Annotated in this window: 15 protein-coding genes; 9 read left to right on the plus strand and 6 right to left on the minus strand. The window is 72.6% G+C overall.

Annotated features, from left to right (window positions below):
* Positions 1–31: 31 nt before the first annotated feature.
* Positions 32–2,458, minus strand: a complete 2,427-nt coding sequence (locus ABD161_RS06795) for a YhgE/Pip family protein (protein ID WP_344000914.1) — start codon at positions 2,456–2,458, stop codon at positions 32–34.
* A 19-nt stretch (positions 2,459–2,477) separates the two neighbouring features.
* Positions 2,478–5,240: an MMPL family transporter gene (locus ABD161_RS06800; protein WP_344000917.1), complete on the minus strand. Its 2,763-nt coding sequence runs from the start codon at positions 5,238–5,240 to the stop codon at positions 2,478–2,480.
* A 124-nt stretch (positions 5,241–5,364) separates the two neighbouring features.
* Between ABD161_RS06800 and ABD161_RS06805 the strand changes: the two genes are divergently transcribed.
* Positions 5,365–6,033, plus strand: coding sequence for a TetR/AcrR family transcriptional regulator (locus tag ABD161_RS06805; protein ID WP_344000919.1), 669 nt, complete (start codon positions 5,365–5,367; stop codon positions 6,031–6,033).
* 185 nt (positions 6,034–6,218) lie between these two features.
* On the opposite strand, the gene ABD161_RS06810 is transcribed toward ABD161_RS06805, so the two are convergent.
* Positions 6,219–7,244: an o-succinylbenzoate synthase gene (locus ABD161_RS06810; protein WP_344000921.1), complete on the minus strand. Its 1,026-nt coding sequence runs from the start codon at positions 7,242–7,244 to the stop codon at positions 6,219–6,221.
* Between the two features lie 23 nt (positions 7,245–7,267).
* Complete coding sequence (locus ABD161_RS06815; RefSeq protein WP_344000923.1) at positions 7,268–7,762, minus strand: GNAT family N-acetyltransferase; 495 nt, start codon at positions 7,760–7,762, stop codon at positions 7,268–7,270.
* Positions 7,763–7,840: 78 nt separating this feature from the next.
* On the opposite strand from ABD161_RS06815, the gene ABD161_RS06820 reads away from it, so the two are divergent.
* From ABD161_RS06820 to ABD161_RS06840, 5 genes are all read left to right on the plus strand, one after another.
* Positions 7,841–8,170: a PadR family transcriptional regulator gene (locus tag ABD161_RS06820; RefSeq protein ID WP_344000924.1), complete on the plus strand. Its 330-nt coding sequence runs from the start codon at positions 7,841–7,843 to the stop codon at positions 8,168–8,170.
* Between the two features lie 22 nt (positions 8,171–8,192).
* Positions 8,193–9,179, plus strand: a complete 987-nt coding sequence (locus ABD161_RS06825) for a permease prefix domain 1-containing protein (RefSeq protein WP_344000926.1) — start codon at positions 8,193–8,195, stop codon at positions 9,177–9,179.
* Between the two features lie 68 nt (positions 9,180–9,247).
* Entirely contained in the window at positions 9,248–10,057 is an 810-nt protein-coding gene (locus ABD161_RS06830; RefSeq protein ID WP_344000928.1) for an LLM class F420-dependent oxidoreductase, read from the plus strand.
* Between the two features lie 123 nt (positions 10,058–10,180).
* Positions 10,181–11,092 (plus strand): 1,4-dihydroxy-2-naphthoyl-CoA synthase, encoded by a 912-nt coding sequence (locus tag ABD161_RS06835; RefSeq protein WP_344000929.1) that lies wholly within the window; start codon positions 10,181–10,183, stop codon positions 11,090–11,092.
* Between the two features lie 4 nt (positions 11,093–11,096).
* The gene (locus ABD161_RS06840) at positions 11,097–12,227 is read left to right on the plus strand and encodes an AMP-binding protein (RefSeq protein WP_344000931.1); all 1,131 of its coding nucleotides are present in this window, start codon (positions 11,097–11,099) and stop codon (positions 12,225–12,227) included.
* 32 nt (positions 12,228–12,259) lie between these two features.
* Here the strand turns inward: ABD161_RS06840 and ABD161_RS06845 are convergent, their stop codons facing one another.
* Positions 12,260–13,393, minus strand: coding sequence for a PQQ-dependent sugar dehydrogenase (locus ABD161_RS06845; protein WP_344000933.1), 1,134 nt, complete (start codon positions 13,391–13,393; stop codon positions 12,260–12,262).
* Positions 13,394–13,445: 52 nt separating this feature from the next.
* Between ABD161_RS06845 and ABD161_RS06850 the strand changes: the two genes are divergently transcribed.
* Complete coding sequence (locus tag ABD161_RS06850) at positions 13,446–14,417, plus strand: 1,4-dihydroxy-2-naphthoate polyprenyltransferase (protein WP_425560812.1); 972 nt, start codon at positions 13,446–13,448, stop codon at positions 14,415–14,417.
* An 874-nt stretch (positions 14,418–15,291) separates the two neighbouring features.
* Here ABD161_RS06850 and ABD161_RS06855 read toward each other — a convergent pair.
* Complete coding sequence (locus ABD161_RS06855) at positions 15,292–15,663, minus strand: DUF4229 domain-containing protein (protein ID WP_344000936.1); 372 nt, start codon at positions 15,661–15,663, stop codon at positions 15,292–15,294.
* Between the two features lie 94 nt (positions 15,664–15,757).
* On the opposite strand from ABD161_RS06855, the gene ABD161_RS06860 reads away from it, so the two are divergent.
* Both ABD161_RS06860 and menD read left to right on the plus strand, forming a co-directional pair.
* Entirely contained in the window at positions 15,758–16,156 is a 399-nt protein-coding gene (locus ABD161_RS06860; RefSeq protein ID WP_344000939.1) for a PLD nuclease N-terminal domain-containing protein, read from the plus strand.
* Between the two features lies 1 nt (position 16,157).
* Complete coding sequence (gene menD, locus ABD161_RS06865) at positions 16,158–17,852, plus strand: 2-succinyl-5-enolpyruvyl-6-hydroxy-3-cyclohexene-1-carboxylic-acid synthase (RefSeq protein WP_344000942.1); 1,695 nt, start codon at positions 16,158–16,160, stop codon at positions 17,850–17,852.
* Positions 17,853–17,865 lie beyond the last annotated feature (13 nt).

Consider the following 17,865-nt stretch of genomic DNA (forward strand, 5'->3'; position numbering starts at 1 on the left):
GGCGGGCCCCGGCGGGACCCGGGCGGGCGGATCAGGCGGGCACGCCCTCCAGCAGCGCCCGGGCCGGCAGCGTGCGCTTGCGGCCCACGGCGATCGTGGTGGCGATGAAGGCGAGCACCGCCCACACAAGCAGCGCCACGATGGCACCGCCCGTGCCGCCCGCGTCGGTCACGGCGCCGAGGAGCGCGCGGTACGCGGGGGCCGTCGGCAGGGCTGTCGAGATGCCCGCGAGCCACTCGGGAAGCGTCGAGACGATGCCGGTGGCGATCCCGATCGCCCCGACCAGCGCGCCGATCCAGTGCCCCGCGCCGCCGAACACGGCGACGAGCGCCTGGTGCACCGCGGCGAACGCGACGCCGATCAGGGCGCAGAGGCCGAACAGCGCCGCGGCCGTTCCCGCCTCGTAGCCGCTGACAACCTGCACGACGGCGGCGACGAGCACTCCCTGCACCGCGCCGACGATCGCCGCGGGAAGCAGCGCGCCGCCGGCGAGCGACACCGAGGCGCGGCGCGAGGTGAGCGCCCGCCCGGTGACCGAGCGCATCACGAGGAAGGTCGCGAGCCCGCCGAACCACAGCACGATCGCCGCGAGCAGCGGCACGGCCGCCGCGCCGAACAGCGAGACCTCGCCGCCCGCCGACGACGACACCGGATCGGCGACGACCGTCGCGAGGTCGTCCGCCTCGTCGTCGGTGTACGACGGGATCTGCTCGGTCGCGGTGCCGAGGCCGTCCGCGAGCGTGCGCGTTCCCCCGGCGAGCTCGCCGATGCCGTCGCCGAGATCGGCGGTGCCGGTGGCGAGCTGGCCGGCTCCCGTGGAGAGCTCGCCGGCTCCGCCCGCGAGCTGCGACGTCCCGGTGGCGAGGCCGTTCGCGCCGGTCGCCAGCTGCGCGGCTCCCGTCGACAGTGTGCCCGCGCCCTCGGCCGCCTGGCCCGCGCCGGTGGCGAGCTCGGACGCGCCGCTGGACAGCTGGCTCGCTCCCGTCGACAGCTCGCTCGCGCCGCCGGCGAGGGCGGTCGCGCCCTCCGCGGTCGTGGCGACGCCGGCCGCGTACTCGCGCAGGCCCTGGGCGAGGCCGCCGGCGCCGGTGGCGGCGCTCTCGGCGCCGGTCGCGAGCAGCTCGAACTGCTCCGTGAGCGCGGCGGCGCCGCGCAGCTGCGCGACCAGGGTGGCGGGGGACTCCGCCGCGACCTGGCCGAGGGCGGTCGAGGCAGTGCTGGCACCCGTCGCGTACCCCGCGAGCCGCTCGCAGAAGTCCGCCGATGCGCCGGTGGCCGCGCATTCCTCGCTCAGGGCGGTGAGGCCCGTCGCGACTCCCGCCGCTCCCTCGGTGATCTCCACCGGGATGAGGCCGTTCTGCTCGATGGCGTCGGCGCCCGCGGTGAGCCCCGACCCGATGGGGGCCGCGGTGTCCGCGAGCTGGCGCAGGCTCGGCGCGAGGCCCGGGTTCTGCGCGGTGCCGTCGCCGGCGAGGCCCGTGGCGAGCTGCTGCGCGCCGTCCGCCAGGTTGTCGGCCCCGCCGACGAGGCCCGGGTTCTCGGCCGTGCCGTCGCCGGTCATCCCTGCCGCGAGACCGTTCAGGCCCTCCGAGAGGGTGGTGGCGCCGGTGGAGAGCTGGCTCGCACCGTCCGCGAGTCCGGTCGCGCCGTCGGCGATGCTGGCGACGCCGTTCGAGAGCTCGGCCGCTCCGCCGGAGATCCCGCCGGCCCCGCCCGCGAGCTCGCTCGCGCCGTCCGCGAGCTGAGTGGCGCCCGTCGCGAGCTCACCCGCTCCGCTGCCGAGCTGGGTCGCCCCGTCGGCGAGCGCGGTCGCGCCCTCCTGGGCCTCGCCGGCGCCGTCCGCGAGCTGCGAGGCGCCGTCCGCGGCCTCGCCGAGCTGGTCGCCGAGCGTCGTGAAGCCGATGAAGACGTTCGACAGCGTCGCCTCCGAGAGCATCTGCCCCATCGACGACGCGGCGACCGTGGCGACCTGGTTGGTGATCGCCTCGTCGGCGAGCCGGGCATCCGGTGCCGTGGTGACCTCGATGCGGGCCTGCTCGGGCTCGGCGTCTTCACCCGACATCCGCTGACCGGCCGAGGTCGCCGCGGCCGAGAACTCCTCGGGGATCGTGATGACGGCCTGGTAGGTGCCGTCAGCGAGCCCCTCCGCGGCGTCCTCCTCGTTGGACAGCACCCACGTGAGGTTGCTGGGGGTGTCGTCGGATCCCTCGACGAGGCCGGCCGCGAGCTGGCGGCCGAGAGGGGTGACCTGATCCTGGATCGTGACGGGTTCGTCGTTGTTCACGATGGCCGCGGTCATGTTGTCGAGACGCTCGGTCGGGTTGTACAGCGCGGCGACCAGCACGCCGCCGATCAGGGCGGGCAGCAGCAGCACGCCGACAAGCGTCAGCCACGAGACGGGCTTTGTGCTGCGGGCGCGCTCGATTCCGGTGGCGGCGAGACGGCGGAGGGGGCTCACTTCGGCTCTCTTCGTTCGCTCAGTACGTCGCATGCGTGTTCACCTCGAAGTGAGTGGGGGCGGCCGCAACGTCGTGCAGCTGCACGGCGTCCCAGCCTGCGTCGGAGAGGAGGGTCTGGGCGGCGCGCGGATCGGATCCGGTCAGCACCACCGTCAGTTCGGTGGGGGAGAGCGCGTGGCGCGCGTCGCGCAGCACGGCCGCGACCTGGTCGCGCGCGGCGGGCTCGAGCGCGTCGGCGCCGTGGACGACGACGAGGCGCGTGCCGCCGCGGAGCGCGTCGCACACGGCGCGCGCGGCGGTCGCCGACTCGGCGCCGAGGAGCGCCAGGCCGACGTGCGCGCGCACCCAGGCGGAGCGCCCCGGAAGCAGGTGGCCCGACACGCGCAGCAGCCCGTCGGACGGGACCGCGCGGCCCGCGATCGCGAGGCCCACGGCGCGCGCGGAGCGCGGATCGGCCGAGGTGAGCACGAGCGCGGCGCCCGGCTCGGCGCGCAGCGTCACGCCGGACGCCAGCACGGTCTCCTCGGCCGCGACCTCGAGGTCGTCGGCGGCGATGACCGCGGTGGATCCGGGCTCCGGCCAGTCGGCGAGGGCGCGCTCGCGCTCCACCGCCTCGCCCTCGATGTCGAAGTGCGGCAGGATCCGGTCGAGCCAGCGCGGCATCCACCACGCCTTCTCGCCCAGCAGCGCCATGACGGCGGGGACGAGCGTCATCCGGACGAGGAACGCGTCGATCGCGATCCCGACCGCCAGCGCGAGTGCGATGGGCTTCAGGTTCGAGTCGCCCTCGGGGACGAAGGCCGCGAACACCGCGAACATGATGACCGCGGCGGCCGTGACGACACGGGCCGAGGCGGCGAATCCGGTGCGCACCGCGTCGACCGCGACGTCCCGTGTGAAGCCCTTCTTGCGGCCGGCGTGCACGTAGTCCTCGCGCATCCGGGACACGAGGAACACCTCGTAGTCCATCGCGAGGCCGAACAGCACGCCCATCACGACGATCGGCATGAACGCGATGATCGGGCCCGTGCGGGCGACGTGGAGCAGGTCGGCTCCCCAGCCCCACGAGAACACCGCGGCCACCACGCCGAAGGCGGCGAGGATCGACAGCAGGTAGGTCAGGGCGGCCTTGAGCGGCACCCAGACCGACCGGAACACGATCATCAGCAGGATGAACGACAGCCCGACCACGAAGATCCCGAACGGCACCAGGGCCCCGCCGAGGCGGTCGGAGATGTCGATGCCGACCGCGGTGGATCCGGTGACCTTCAGGTCGATCCCGTACTCGTCGAGCCACTCGTCGTGGTGGGCGCGCAGCTCGCGCACGAGCTCGCTCGTGGCCGGGTCGTCCGGTCCGGTCTCGGGGACGATCTGCACGATGCCGGTGTCGGCGGTCTCGTTCGGGGTCGCGAGCGCGACCTCCTTGACCCCGTCGATCGCCTCGACCTCGTCCTTCAGGTCGTCCATCAGCCCGAGCGGATCTGTGGACGTCACGATCGTGCCGGTGAGGATGAGGGGGCCGTTGAAGCCGGCGCCGAAGTGCTCGGAGGTGAGGTCGAAGCCGATGCGCGCCTCGTTGTCCTTGGGCAGCACTCCCGCGTTGGGAAGCGACAGCGCCAGGCTGCCGACGGGGGCGGCCATGAGACCCAGACCCAGGACGACGGCGACGGTCGTGACGACGGGGTGGCGCGTGACCATGCCGACCCAGCGGGCCGCGAATCCCCTGCGCGAGGCACGCTCCTTCTTCGGCTTGGGCATCCGGCCGATGGCGCGGTGCTTGACGAAGCCGAGCACCGCCGGGGTGAGCGTCACGGCGATCATCACGGCGATCGCGACCGCCACGGCCGCCGCGATGCCCATCGTGGTGAGGAACGGGATGTTCGCGAAGCCGAGGCCGATCAGGGCGATCAGCACCGTCACGCCCGCGAACACGACCGCCGATCCCGCGGTGCCCGTCGCGCGCCCGGCCGACTCCTCCGGATCCATCCCCTCTCGGAGCTGATCCTGATGGCGCGCGGCGATGAAGAGCGAGTAGTCGATGCCGACGGCGAGGCCCAGCATGAGGGCGAGCATCGGGGTGGTGGCCGAGACCGTCGCCCACTGGGTGGAGGCCACGAGGCCGAGGAGGGAGACGCCGACGCCGATCAGCGCGATGCCGAGGGGCAGGCCGGCGAGCACGAAGGAGCGGAACGTGATGATCAGCACGAGCAGCGCGATGATCACGCCGACCGCCTCGGTGAGGGTGACGGTGGGAAGCTCGGTCGCGAACAGCTCGCCGCCGAGCGCCGCCTGCGCGCCCTCGGGCAGCTGCTCGGCGAGGTCGTCGACGACGACGTGGAGCGACTCCTTGTCCTCGTCCGTGACGTCGGTCTGCGTTCCCTCGAACTGCAGCCGCACGATCGCGGCCGAGTCGTCGTCCGACACCATGCCGGTGACCATCTCGTCGAACGGCGAGGTGACGCTGCTGACGCCCGGCACGTCCTCGAGGGCGGCGATCGTGTCGTCGATCGGATCGCGGTACGCGGCATCCGTCACGTCGTCGCCGTCCGCGGCGACGACGATGAACTGCGCGCTCGTGCCCGACACCTGGGGGAAGGTGCGGCTGAGCTGCGACAGGCCCTCCTGCGCCTCGGTGCCCGGGATCGAGAAGGCGTTGTCGAAGCCCTTGTTCAGGCCCGCCGCGGCCCCGCCGACGGCGGCGAGGATGAGCAGCCAGCCGACGAGCACCCGCCACGGGTGACGGTATGACCAGCGACCGAGCGAGTAGAGCAGGGTGGACACAGGGCGCCTCCGGAAGAGCACTGACAGGGGATCTCGATACAGCGCTGTATCCAATACAAGTGTGTATCGTATTAGCCCGAGAGGCAAGCCGGGCTGAGCGTTCGGTATGAAACCGGGGAGCGGGATGCAGCACGCAGGGCAGGACGAAGTGAGCGAGCAGGATGCGGCGAGGCCGCAGACCCGCAGCCGCGAGAACACGCGCGCGCGCCTGCTCGACGCGGCCGCGCAGGTGTTCGCCGAGGTCGGCCTCGGCGACGCCTCGGTCGAAGCGATCTGCGAGCGCGCCGGATTCACCCGCGGGGCCTTCTACTCGAACTTCGAGTCGAAGGACGAGCTGTTCGTCGAGCTCGCCGGCCGGTTCGCCAGTCAGCAGGTCGAGGGCGTGCGCCGACGCGTCGCCGCCCTGATCGAATGCGGTCCCGAGGTCGACGGCGGCGAGGCCGGCATGGTCGGGCTCGTCGAGGCGCTCGACGTCCCCGGCGACGTCCGGCTCGCGGTGCTGCTGATGAGCGAGATCAAGGGCCGCGCGATGCGCGACGCCAAGACGGCAGAGGCGTACCTCGCTCAGGATGCGCAGCTGCTCGGCGAGATCGCGCAGCTGCTCGAAGAGATCGCACACGCGAAGGGCCTGCATCTCGCGCTTCCCGCCCACGAAGCCGCTCGCACGGTGCTCACCGCCTGGGAGGGCGCGGCGACCCGCGCGATCATGGCCGGCCTCCCGGAGAAGGAGCTGCTCGAGGCGCGCGCGCAGGAGGTCGGGCGGATCGCCCACCTCATCATCGCGCGGGACTGAAACCGCGGCAGGGGCCGGGCGGCTTCGGCTCGCTCGCAGTACTTTTCTCGGCTCGCACGCTCGCGCCGACGCTCCGCTCAACGAGCGAGATCGCTGAGCCTTCCCCCGCTCGTTGAGCGGAAGTGAGCGCCGGCGAACGAACGTCGAAACGGGCTGAGCGAGCGTCAGCGAGTCGAAGCCGGACCTCAGACCTCGCCGCGACCGTCGAGCACCGCGTAGCAGCGCTCGATGCGGGCGATCCACCACTGTCGGCGCTCCGGCGACGCGGCGTGCTGGTCAAGCAGCGCCGGATCGGGCGTGAGACGCCCGACAGGGATCACCCCGCCGCGGGGGACGAGTGGATCCCGCACCACGTCGGCGGCGAGCAGCGACGCGGTGCCGAGGCCGCAGTCGAAGTCGAGCTCGGGCAGGGCGGCCGCGAGCGCGGCGCCCTGCGACAGGCCGATCGACGTGTCCAGCGCGCTGGAGACCACGGCGGGCAGCCCGGCCTCCGCGACGATCTCGAGGGCCCGGCGCACACCGCCCAGCGGCTGCGCCTTCACCACGATCAGGTCGGCCGCTTCCGCGCGCGCGACCGCGATAGGATCCTGCGCCTTGCGCACGCTCTCGTCCGCGGCGATCGGCAGGTCCCACCGGTGAAGGCGCTCGCGCAGCTCGGCGAGCTCGTCCACCGTGGCGCACGGCTGCTCGAGGTACTCGAGGTCGAACTCGGCAAGCGCGTGCGCGGCGTGCTCGGCCTCGTCGACGTTCCAGCCGCCGTTCGCGTCCACGCGGATCCGGCCCTCCGGTCCCATCGCCGCCCGCACCGCGCGCACCCGCGCGACGTCGTCATCCAGGGTCTGCCCCGGCTCGGCGACCTTGACCTTCACTGTGCGGCAGCCGTCGTAGCGGGCGAGCACCTCGGGGACGCGGTCGGCTGCGACGGCCGGCATCGTCGCGTTGACGGGGATCTCGGTGCGAAGCGCCTTCGGCTGCGGCTGCCACGCGAAGTCGAGCGCCGCGGAGAGCCAGGTCGCGGCCTCCTCGTCGCCGTACTCGAGGAAGGGCGAGAACTCCGCCCATCCCTCCGGGCCCTCGATGAGCGCGGCCTCGCGATGATCCACCCCGCGGAAGCGCGTCACGAGCGGCAGCGACACCACCCGCAGAGAGGCGAGGAGGTCGGCGAGCGGCGGCGTCACTGCGGCCGGCTCCGGGCGATCGATGGGGTGCATGGTCTCATCCTGCCCGTGCCGGATCAGCCGGCCGCCAGCGCCGCGAGGGCCGCGCCGTCCAGACGCTGCACCGTCCACTCGTCCATGCCCACGGCACCGATCGCGCGGTAGAACCGGATGGCCGGCTCGTTCCAGTCGAGCACCGCCCACTCGAAGCGGGTGTAGCCCTGCTCGACGCACTCGCGCGCGAGCGCCCGCATCAGCGCCAGGCCGTAGCCGCGGCCGCGGTGGGCCTCGCTCACGATGAGGTCCTCGAGGTAGATGCCGTTGCGGCCCGTCCACGTGGAGAAGTTGAGGAACCAGATCGCGATGCCGGCGATCTCGCCGTCGCGCTCGACGACGTGCCCGTAGACGGTCGGCCGTTCGCCGAACATCGCCTCGTGGATCAGCTCGGGGGTGCTCGTGACGGCGTCCGGCTCGCGCTCGTAGATCGCGAGCTCCGTGATGAGCGTGAAGATGCCCGGCACGTCGGCGGGGGTCGCGCGGCGCAGGACGGCGCCGTCGTCGAGGGTCTGCATCCGGTCAGGCTATCCAGATCCCCAGCACTAACAATGTCTCCGTTGCAATAGTGTGTGACGCACAGTAATGTGATGGGCATGAGCGAACGCGACGACATCGAGACCCACCGGCAGGAGCTGCGCCGGGGCACGCTCGTGCTTGCCTGCCTGCGCATGCTGCGCTCGCCGGGCTACGGCTACGGCCTGCTCGAGCAGCTCGACGCGGCGGGGTTCCCCGCTGACGCCAACACGCTGTACCCGCTGCTGCGACGCCTGGAGAAGCAGGGGTACCTCACGAGCGAGTGGAACACCGACGAGGCGAGGCCCCGCAAGTTCTACCGCACCTCCGCCGAGGGCACCGACCTCGCGGATCTCCTCTTCTCCGACTGGCGCGCGATCTCCGACGCGCTCGGCGGACTGTCCGACTGAACCCGTTCCAAGGAGGAACACAATGTCCGAACTCATCGACCGCTACGTCGAGGCCGCCACGCGCTCCGTCCCGCAGGCCTCGCGTGACGACATCGCCTCCGAGCTGCGCGCCTCCATCGCCGACCAGCTCGACGACCGCCTGGCCGGTGGCGATCCCGACGCGGTCGCCGAGCGCGCCGTGCTCACCGAGCTCGGCGACCCCGAGATCCTCGCCGCGAAGTACAGCGACCGGCCGCTTCACCTCATCGGCCCCAGGTACTTCGCCGACTGGAAGCGGCTGCTCATCCTGCTGCTCTGGATCGTCGTTCCCTTCGCGGCGCTCGGCGGCGCCCTCTCCGGTGCGTTCGCCGACGGGGCGACGGGCGACCTCGGCGACCGGATCGGCGGCATCATCGGCGGCGCCATCGGGCTCGCGCTCTCCGTGGCCGTGCACGTCGCCTTCTGGGTCACGCTGGTGTTCGCGATCCTCGAGCGCGATGCGGCCATCCGGCCGAAGCGCGCGAAGGGGATCGGCACGTGGAACCCCGATCTGCTGCCGCTCACCGCGCAGCGGCGCGAGTCGCTCGGCGACGTCGTCGCCTCGTTCGTCTGGCTCGCACTCGCGACGGGCTTCGTATTCTGGGACCGCGCCTTCGGCGTGGTGTTCGGGCCGGTCGCCGAGGGCCGGCGCATCCCGTTCCTGCACGACGACCTGTGGCCCTGGTGGATCGCCGTCGGCCTCGCCCTCACCGCCGCCTCCGCGCTGATCGGGCTCCTCGGCTACATCCGCCGTCGGTGGACGCGGGGTCTCGCGATCGCGAGCGCGGTCGTGACCGCGGTCGGCACGATCCTGGCGATGATCCTCTTCGTGCAGGGCCGGCTCATCCACCCCGCGTTCATCGAGACCGTCCTGCCCATCCCGGCGACGGCGCTGCAGGTGCTCACAGTCTTCCTCGGCGTGGTGATCGTGGGCATCGGCGTCTGGTCGGTGTGGGACGCCTTCCGCCGGCTGCGGGTCTCGGCCCGCTGACGACGAGGCCCCGGGCCGGGATCCCGCATCCCGCCCCGGGGCCTTCGCGGCGCCACTAATCTGGCGCCATGCCTGACTTCGCGACTGACATCCCCGTGCGCCTCGCCGTGCAGATCGCCCCCCAGCACCACGCGTCGTACGCCGTCATCCGTGACGCCGTGACGCGTCTCGAGGACATGGGCGTCGACATCCTGCTCAACTGGGATCACTTCTTCCCGCTGTCGGGCGATCCCGACGGCACCCACTTCGAGGGCTGGAGCATGCTGGCCGCGTGGGCCGAGCAGACCGAGCGCGTGGAGTTCGGCGCCCTCGTCAACTGCAACTCGTACCGCAACCCCGACCTGCAGGCCGACATGGCCCGCACGATCGACCACATCTCGAAGAAGGGCGGCGACACCGGTCGCTTCATCTTCGGCACCGGATCGGGATGGTTCGAGCGCGACTACACCGAGTACGGCTACGAGTTCGGAACGGCGGGCTCCCGCCTGGACGACCTCGCCGAGGCGCTTCCCTGCATCGAGTCGCGCTGGGCGCAGCTGAACCCCGAGCCCACGCGCGACATCCCGATCCTGATCGGCGGCGCGGGGGAGCAGAAGACCCTTCGCCTCGTCGCGCGTCACGCGGACATCTGGCACAGCTTCGTCTCGCCCGAGGACCTGCCCCGCAAGCTCGGCATCATCGAGACCTGGGCCGAGAAGGAGCAGCGCGACACCGCGTCGCTCGTCATCTCGAACGAGCTGAAGGGGCGCGACGAGTCCGACGCGCAGGCGCTGTTCGACGCCGGCGTGCGGCTCTTCACGATCGGCGTCTCGGGCCCCGACATCGACTTCGACGGCGTCGGGCGCTGGCTCGCCTGGCGCGACGGCCTCAACGGCTGAGCCCCGGGTCGACGACCGAGCGCCGAGCAGGCATCGGCGCGCCGAGCGGGCATGCGCCCGCATGCTGTCTGGCGGCGCGGATGCCTGCTCGGCGGTCAGGACGTCGAGAATAGGCTGGAGCGCGTGACCGACACCTTCGTCTCCGACCTGTTCGACGCGTCCGAGTGGGACGCCGCGCCCGGATCCGAGGCGTACCAGGACATCACCGCCCACGTGTCGAAGGACGGCCGGATCGCGCGCATCGCGTTCGACCGCCCCGAGGTGCGCAACGCGTTCCGGCCCGCGACGGTCGACGAGCTGTACCGCGCGCTCGACGCCGCCCGACAGGATCCGCGGATCGGCGTGGTGCTGCTGACGGGCAACGGGCCGAGCCCGAAGGACGGCGGCTGGGCGTTCTGCTCGGGCGGCGACCAGCGCATCCGCGGCCGCGACGGGTACAAGTACAGCGAGGACGAGACCTCGGTCACCGACGCCGCGCGCGCCGGGCGGCTGCACATCCTCGAGGTGCAGCGGCTCATCCGGTTCATGCCCAAGGTGGTCATCGCCGTCGTGCCCGGCTGGGCCGCGGGCGGTGGGCACTCGCTTCACGTCGTGTGCGACCTCACGATCGCCTCGGCCGAGCACGGCCGCTTCAAGCAGACGGATGCGGATGTCGGATCCTTCGACGCGGGCTACGGGTCGGCGTACTTCGCGCGCCAGATCGGCCAGAAGTTCGCGCGCGAGGTCTTCTTCCTCGCCGAGGAGCATTCCGCGCAGCGCATGTACGAGATGGGCGCCGTGAACCGCGTCGTCCCGCACGCCGAGCTCGAGCGCGAGGCGATCGCGATGGCGCGGGTCATCCTGACGAAGTCGCCCACGGCGATCCGGATGCTGAAGTTCGCGTTCAACGCGGTGGACGACGGCCTTCCCGGCCTGCAGATCTTCGCGGGCGAGACCACCCGCCTCGCCTACGGCACCGACGAGGCCGTCGAGGGCCGCGACTCGTTCCTCGAGAAGCGCGAGCCCGACTGGTCGCCGTACCCCTGGCATTACTGAGCTCATGAGGCTCGACCGGCTCGGCTCAGACGACCCGCGCGATGTGCTGCGCGCGCTTCGCGCCGCGCTCGGCGCGGGCCCGGCGGTCGCGCTCGGCTCATCCGCGGCGCTTCCCGACGAGGTTTCCTCCGGCACCGCGGTCGTTGTGACGACCTCGGGATCCAGCGGCGTGCCGAAGAGCGTGATGCTGTCGCGTGCGGCACTCACCTCCAGCGCGCTCGCGACGGCCGAGCGGATCGGCGCCGGCCAGTGGCTGCTGGCGCTGCCCGCCTCGTACGTCGCGGGGGTGCAGGTGCTTGTGCGCTCGCTGGTGCAGGGAACCGAGCCCGCGGTCCTCGCCGGGAGGTTCTCGGCCGCGGCCTTCGCGCATGTCGTCACGGGAATGCACTCCTCGCGCGGGGGCGAGCGCGTGCCGACCTACACGTCACTCGTGCCGGCGCAGCTGCAGACGCTCGTCGACGCGGCCGCCGAGGACCCCGACGTCGCCCGCGCCCTGAGATCGTTCGAGGCGATCCTGATCGGCGGTCAGGCGCTTCCCATCGCCTTGCGCGAGAGGGCGGCGGAACTCGGTGCGCGGATCGTCCGCACCTACGGATCCAGCGAGACCGCGGGCGGATGCGTCTACGACGGCGTGCCGCTCGACGGCGTCACGGTGGCGGCGGTCGACGGCGAGCTGCGGATCGCGGGCCCGACCCTCGCCGACGGCTACCTCGGCGACGACGAACTCACCGAGCGCGTCTTCGTGCGAGACGACACCGGCACGCGCTGGTACCGCACGGGGGACGCGGGGCAGGTCGTCGACGGCGTCGTGCGGGTGACCGGCCGGATCGACAACGTGATCGTGTCGGGCGGCGTCAACGTCTCGCTCGACCTGGTCGAGCGGATCGTGCGCGAGCTGCTCGACGCGGTCGTGGTCGGTGCACCGGACGAGCGCTGGGGCGAGACACCGGTGATCGTGGCCGCCCGGGCGGGGGTGCCGGATCCGGATGCCGCGCTCGCGGCCGCACGCGCGGCGGTCGCCGCCCAGCTCGGCAAGCCCGCGCGGCCGTCGCGCATCCTGTTGCTCGACGAGCTGCCCCGCCTGGCTTCGGGCAAGCCCGACCGCCGGGCGCTGACGGCGATCGCGGCAGGCTAGCGTCGGCACCGCGCGGCCAGGGTCTCCGCGCCTCAGCCGCTCGGCAGGTCGATGCGGATCAGGCGGTCGTCGTCCGGGCCGGGCGAACCCCGGCCGTCGGTGTTGTTCGTGAGGATCCAGACGCCGCCGTGTGGCGCCGCCGCGACATCCCGCAGCCGCCCGAATTCCCCGGCGTGAAGGTCGGCGCTGTGCTCGGGCGCGGCGACCGACATCGCCCGCAGCCGCTCACCGCGGAGGTTCGCGATCAGGATGACGTCATCGATGATCGCCATGCCGCTCGGGCTCGCCTCCGCCGTCGGCCACTGCAGCAGCGGATCGGCGAAGCCCTGATCCCGCCCTCCCGCGCCCTCGACCTCGGGCCAGCCGTAGTTCGTGCCCGCGGTGATCCGGTTCAGCTCGTCCCACTCGTCCTGCCCGAACTCGGTCGCGAACATCGTCCCGTCCGACGCCCACGCCATGCCCTGCACGTTGCGGTGCCCGAGCGAGTACACGAGCGAATCCGGATCCGGATTGCCCGGAGCTGGATCGCCATCCGGTGTCATCCGCAGGATCTTGCCGCCCAGCGACGACGGATCCTGCGCGAGCGCCGGATCGGCCGCGTCGCCGACCGAGGCGTACAGCATGCCGTCGGGGCCGAACGCGAGACGCCCGCCGTTGTGCCGGCCGGCGGAGGGAAGGCCGTCGAGGATCGTCTCCGCCTCCCCGAGCGCATCGCCGTCGACCTCGAATCGCTGGATGCGGTTGCCGTCCGCTCCGGTGGAGTAGGCGTACAGGCGCCCCTGCGGATCGAACGCGAGCCCCAGCAGCCCGCCCTCCCCGCCGTGCGCGACGCCCTCGACGACACCCAGCTCGTGTGTGGATCCGTCGTCGGAGAGCCGCAGGATCCGGCCGGAGTCCCGCTCGCTCACGACAACGAGATCCCCGGAGTGGGCGATCGACCACGGCGCCTCGAGCCCGGTCGCGACCACCTCCGTCCCCGAGGGAGCGCTCGGCGCGGGACCGGGTGACGACGCGCTCGCGGGATCGGATGCCGCCGCGGACGGCGACGGCCCGGGATCCGGATCCGTCGCGGTGCAGCCCGCGAGCGCCAGCGACGACACAAGCGCGGCCGCGATGGCAAGGCCGTGCGTCGCGGTGCCGCGAGGCGCTCGGTCCGTGTGCCGCATGGCGCCCACGGTACGCCGGATCGCGCGCGCGGCGGCCGTAGGATCGTGGATCGTGGCGAAGCGACCGAGCAGCAAGCGCAAGAACACCCGTGGCCTGAGCGGAAACCCCGCCAAGCGCGCCGTCGCGCGCACGGACGCATCACCCGCCGCCGGCCCCGTGACCGTCGGCGACTGGATCGGCGCCGCGCGCCTGCGCACCCTTCCGCTCGCGGTGTCGCCCGTTGTGATCGGCACGGGAGCGGCGCTGATCGTGAGCGACGTCTTCCACTGGGTCATCGCGCTCGCCTGCCTGGTGGTCGCGGTGTCGCTGCAGATCGGCGTGAACTTCGCCAATGACTACAGCGACGGCATCCGCGGCACCGACGCCCACCGCGTGGGCCCCGCGCGCCTGACCGCCTCCGGCCGGGTGAAGCCCCGCTCGGTGCTCGTCGCCGCCTTCGTCTTCTTCGGCATCGCCGCGCTCGCAGGTCTCGCGATCACCATCCGCACGCAGCAGTGGTGGTTCATCGCGCTCGGTCTCGTCTGCATCGTCGCCGCGTGGTTCTACACCGGCGGCAAGCGTCCCTACGGCTACAACGCGCTCGGCGAGGTCTTCGTCTTCATCTTCTTCGGCCTCGTCGCCACGCTCGGCACCACGTGGGTGCAGGCGCTCGCCCTGCCGCAGGAGGCCTGGTTCGGCGCCGTCGGCGCCGGCCTGCTCGCCTGCGCCGTGCTGCTCGCCAACAACCTGCGCGACATCGACCAGGATCGCCGGGTCGGCAAGCGCACCCTCAGCGTCCTCATCGGGCGCCGCGCGACGCAGATCCTGTACACCGTCTTCGTCCTGCTCGCCTTCGCGACGTCCTGGTACCTCGCGCTGTTCTACCCGATCGCCTGGCTCGCCTCGCTCGCCCTCCTCGCGGGAGGCCCGGCCATCCTGATCGTCTGGACCTACCGTCAGCCCCGTGAGCTGGTCACCGCGCTGGCCCTGACATCGCTGACGTCGCTCGGCTACGCGGGGTTCCTGTTCTGGGCGTTCTTCTAAACAGCGGCTCGCACGCTTCGGGGCCGCAAGCGGCGCCCTTGCGAGCGAGGCACCGTCGCTGACGCTCGGCTGCGGCAGCGCTTCGCGCTGCGGGGTCGCTTCGCTCCACGCTCACTTCGTTCGCACAGGGGCACAGGCCCTTTGCCCAACCCCGGTTATCGAGCGAGCTTGCGAGTCGAGATGACGGGTCGCACGGGTGGGCGGCTTGAGGCGGGTCGCTTCGGCTCGCTGGCGCTCGCTCAGCAACCGGTGGGGAAAAGGTGCGGCGTGTGCAGCTCAACGCGCCCCATTCGATGCGTTTGCCGCACCTTTGCGCGCCGCACCCCGGTTATCGAGCGAGCGGAGCGAGTCGAGATGACCGACTCGCACCGGCGCGCGGCTTGGGGCCGGTCGCTTCGGCTCGCTTCGGCTCGCTCAGCAACCGGTGGGGCAAAGGTGCGGCGTGTGCACCTCAACGCGCCCCATTCGATGCGTTCCCCGCACCTTTGCACTCCCACCCCGGTTATCGAGCGAGCGGAGCGAGTCGAGATGACGGCTCGCACGGCTGGGCCGGGTCGGTCGCTTCGGCTCGCTCAGCAACCGGTGGGGCAAAGGTGCGGCGTGTGCACCTCAACGCGCCCCATTCGATGCGTTCCCCGCACCTTTGCGCGCCGCACCCCGGTTATCGAGCGAGCGGAGCGAGTCGAGATGACCGGCTCACACGGATGGGCGGCTTGGGGTCGGTCGCTTCGGCTCGCTGGCGCTCGCTCAGCAACCGGACGGCGCACAGGTCCGTTGCCCAACCCCGGTTATCGAGCGAGCACGGGCGGGCGGCTTGAGGTCGGTCGCTTCGGCTCGCGGGCTCGCTCAGCAACCGGGGGCTGATCCCCGGGCGTCAGCCGCGCTGGGCGTCGTCGTTCGCCGCGTCCTCGAGTTCGTCCTCCAGCTCGCGCTCGGTGCGCGCGCGGGGCGCCGCCTCCCGGCGGGCCGCGAGCGACTGCGCCGCATCCGCGAGCGGGCGACGCAGGAACAGCACCGAGATGCTCAGGCCGATCAGCGCGGCGAAGATCGCGGCGAGCCACCACAGGTCGTGGAACGCCGGCAGCAGCATCATCAGCCCGAACGGCACCAGGAACGCGGCGAGCCGCAGCACCCCGTAGACGAGCAGCGACACACCGGCACGGCGACCGGCGCCGGCCGGCCGGGCCTCGTCCGTCGCGGCGGATCCCGGGGCGTCCTCGAGCGGGGCGTCAGCGTGCGTGTTCACGTGTTCGAGTCTAGATTCGCCACCTGAGCGCGACCCGGGCCGGCGGTCGCGTCAACCCCATCCCGTGCACAGGTGACCCGCCTAGGATGAGGAGATGCCGCCTCGCGTGTTGATCCCCCTCGTTGTGGCTGCGATCGCGTTCTGGGTCTTCAGCATCGTCGACTGCGCCGTCCAGCCCCCGACCCGCCACCGCGGTGTCTCGAAGGGTGCATGGATCGCGATCGTCGTCCTGGTGCCCGTGCTCGGCGGCATCCTGTGGTTCGTCCTCGGCCGCTCTCGCCCCCAGTCAGCGAGCCGCGTCATCGCTCCGGACGACGACCCCAACTTCCTCGGCACGCTGAAGGGCGTGAGCGATCAGGATGAGCGCATCCGCCTGCTCGAGGAGGAGCTCGCCCGTCTCGACTCCGAGTCGGACGAGCAGCCGAAGCCGGGCGAGGAGAAGCCGGACGAGACCGGGGACGACGACCCCCGCGACCGTCGCGGGACGCTCTGACGTGAGCCGGGACCCCGGCGCATCGCCCGCGAGCGACGCCGCCGCCGCGCTCCTCGACGAACTCGTCGCCCACGGGGTGCGGCACGTGGTGGTGAGCCCCGGCTCGCGCTCCCAGGCGCTCGCGCTCGCCGCGGCGGCCCTCGAGCGCGCGGGGCGCATCCGGCTCCACGTCCGGATCGACGAGCGCGTCGCCGGCTTCACGGCGCTCGGCATCGGCCGCGAGACGCGCGTGCCCGCCGCCGTGATCTGCACCTCGGGGACGGCCGTCGCGAACCTGCTTCCCGCGGTGCTCGAGGCGCATCACGCCGGCGTCCCGCTGCTGCTGTTGACCGCCGATCGCCCGCCCGAGCTGCGCGGCGTCGGGGCGAATCAGGCAACCACCCAGCCTGGGATCTTCGGCGCGTTCACGCGTTTCGCGATGGACGCGGAGACGCCGACCGGCGAGCAGGGCGAGGTCGCCGCGGCGCGCGCCATCGCGCGGCGCGCCTACGGCTCGGCGACCGGCCAGGCGGGTGATGCCGCTGCCGGCCCCGTGCACCTGAACCTCCCGTACCGCGAGCCGCTCGCCGGAGCGCTGCCGGACTGGTTCGCCGCGGGCAGGACGCGTGCCGTCCCGGCCGCCGTCCCGACCCCCAAGCGCGATCCGCACGTCCTTGAGCGGGGCCCCCGCACGGTTGTGATCGCCGGTGCGGACGCCGGCCCCGCCGCGGAGGAGCTGGCGCACGCCGGCGGCTGGCCGCTCATCGCCGAGATCGTCAGCGGTGCGCGCTTCGGCCGCCAGCTGATCCACGGCTACCGTTCCCTTCTGCGCGATCCCGAGCTCGGCGGGCGCATCGAGCGCGCCGTCGTCCTGGGCCATCCGACCCTCTCCCGCGAGGTCACGGCCCTGCTCTCGCGGCCGGACGTCGAGGTGATAGCCGTGCGCGGGGCGGGGGAGGACCTCGATCTCAACCACCGGACGACCCACGTCGACGCGGTCGCGGTGACCCCCGGGGATCCGGATCGCGCCTGGCTCGGGACCTGGCTGCAGGCATCCGCCGCGCACGCCGTCGACCTCGACGCACCCGCGCCCGATCTCGACGGGCTGGCGTCGAAGGACCCGCTCGCCCGCGCGCAGGCGACCCGCGCCGAGCTGGCCGCGGTGCGCCGCCCGCTCGATCGCGCGCAGCTCGCCGCCGCGGTGTGGGCCGCGACCTGGCCGCACGACCGCCTCGTGTTCGGGTCGTCCCGCCTCGTCCGCGTGGCCGACGCGGTGCTGCCGGGCAAGCGGGTTCCCGTGCATGCGAATCGCGGTCTCGCGGGCATCGACGGCACGATCGCGACGGCCCTCGGCATCGCGCTCGCGAGCCAGGATGGCGCCCGCCCCGGCGTCACGCGGGTGCTGCTCGGCGACCTGACCCTGCTCCACGACGTCGGTGCGCTGCTGCTGCCGGTCTCGGAGGAGCATCCGCGGATCCAGCTGATCGTCGGCAACGACGGCGGCGGCACGATCTTCGACGGGCTCGAGGTCGCCTCCCTCGCCTCGAAGGACGACATGGACCGCGTGCAGTACACGCCGCAGCAGGCGGACGTCGCGGCGCTCGCGTCCGCGTACGGCTGGGAGCACACGCGCGTCACGACCCGCTCGGCCCTGGATCAGGCGCTGATCGCGCCGGGATCCCGACGCATCATCGAGGTCCCGCTCGAGCGGGAATGAGCTCATCCGCGCG

Source organism: Microbacterium paludicola (assembly GCF_039529675.1).
GTDB classification, from domain to species: Bacteria; Actinomycetota; Actinomycetes; order Actinomycetales; family Microbacteriaceae; genus Microbacterium; species Microbacterium paludicola.

What these genes read in the sequence shown, in the direction of transcription:
- ABD161_RS06805 (WP_344000919.1), top strand. Translation starts at nt 5,365, where the DNA reads ATGCAGCACGCAGGGCAGGACGAAGTGAGCGAGCAGGATGCGGCGAGG.
- ABD161_RS06810 (WP_344000921.1), bottom strand. Translation starts at nt 7,244, where the DNA reads ATGCACCCCATCGATCGCCCGGAGCCGGCCGCAGTGACGCCGCCGCTC.
- ABD161_RS06815 (WP_344000923.1), bottom strand. Translation starts at nt 7,762, where the DNA reads ATGCAGACCCTCGACGACGGCGCCGTCCTGCGCCGCGCGACCCCCGCC.
- ABD161_RS06820 (WP_344000924.1), top strand. Translation starts at nt 7,841, where the DNA reads ATGAGCGAACGCGACGACATCGAGACCCACCGGCAGGAGCTGCGCCGG.
- ABD161_RS06825 (WP_344000926.1), top strand. Translation starts at nt 8,193, where the DNA reads ATGTCCGAACTCATCGACCGCTACGTCGAGGCCGCCACGCGCTCCGTC.
- ABD161_RS06830 (WP_344000928.1), top strand. Translation starts at nt 9,248, where the DNA reads ATGCCTGACTTCGCGACTGACATCCCCGTGCGCCTCGCCGTGCAGATC.
- ABD161_RS06840 (WP_344000931.1), top strand. Translation starts at nt 11,097, where the DNA reads ATGAGGCTCGACCGGCTCGGCTCAGACGACCCGCGCGATGTGCTGCGC.
- ABD161_RS06845 (WP_344000933.1), bottom strand. Translation starts at nt 13,393, where the DNA reads ATGCGGCACACGGACCGAGCGCCTCGCGGCACCGCGACGCACGGCCTT.
- ABD161_RS06860 (WP_344000939.1), top strand. Translation starts at nt 15,758, where the DNA reads ATGCCGCCTCGCGTGTTGATCCCCCTCGTTGTGGCTGCGATCGCGTTC.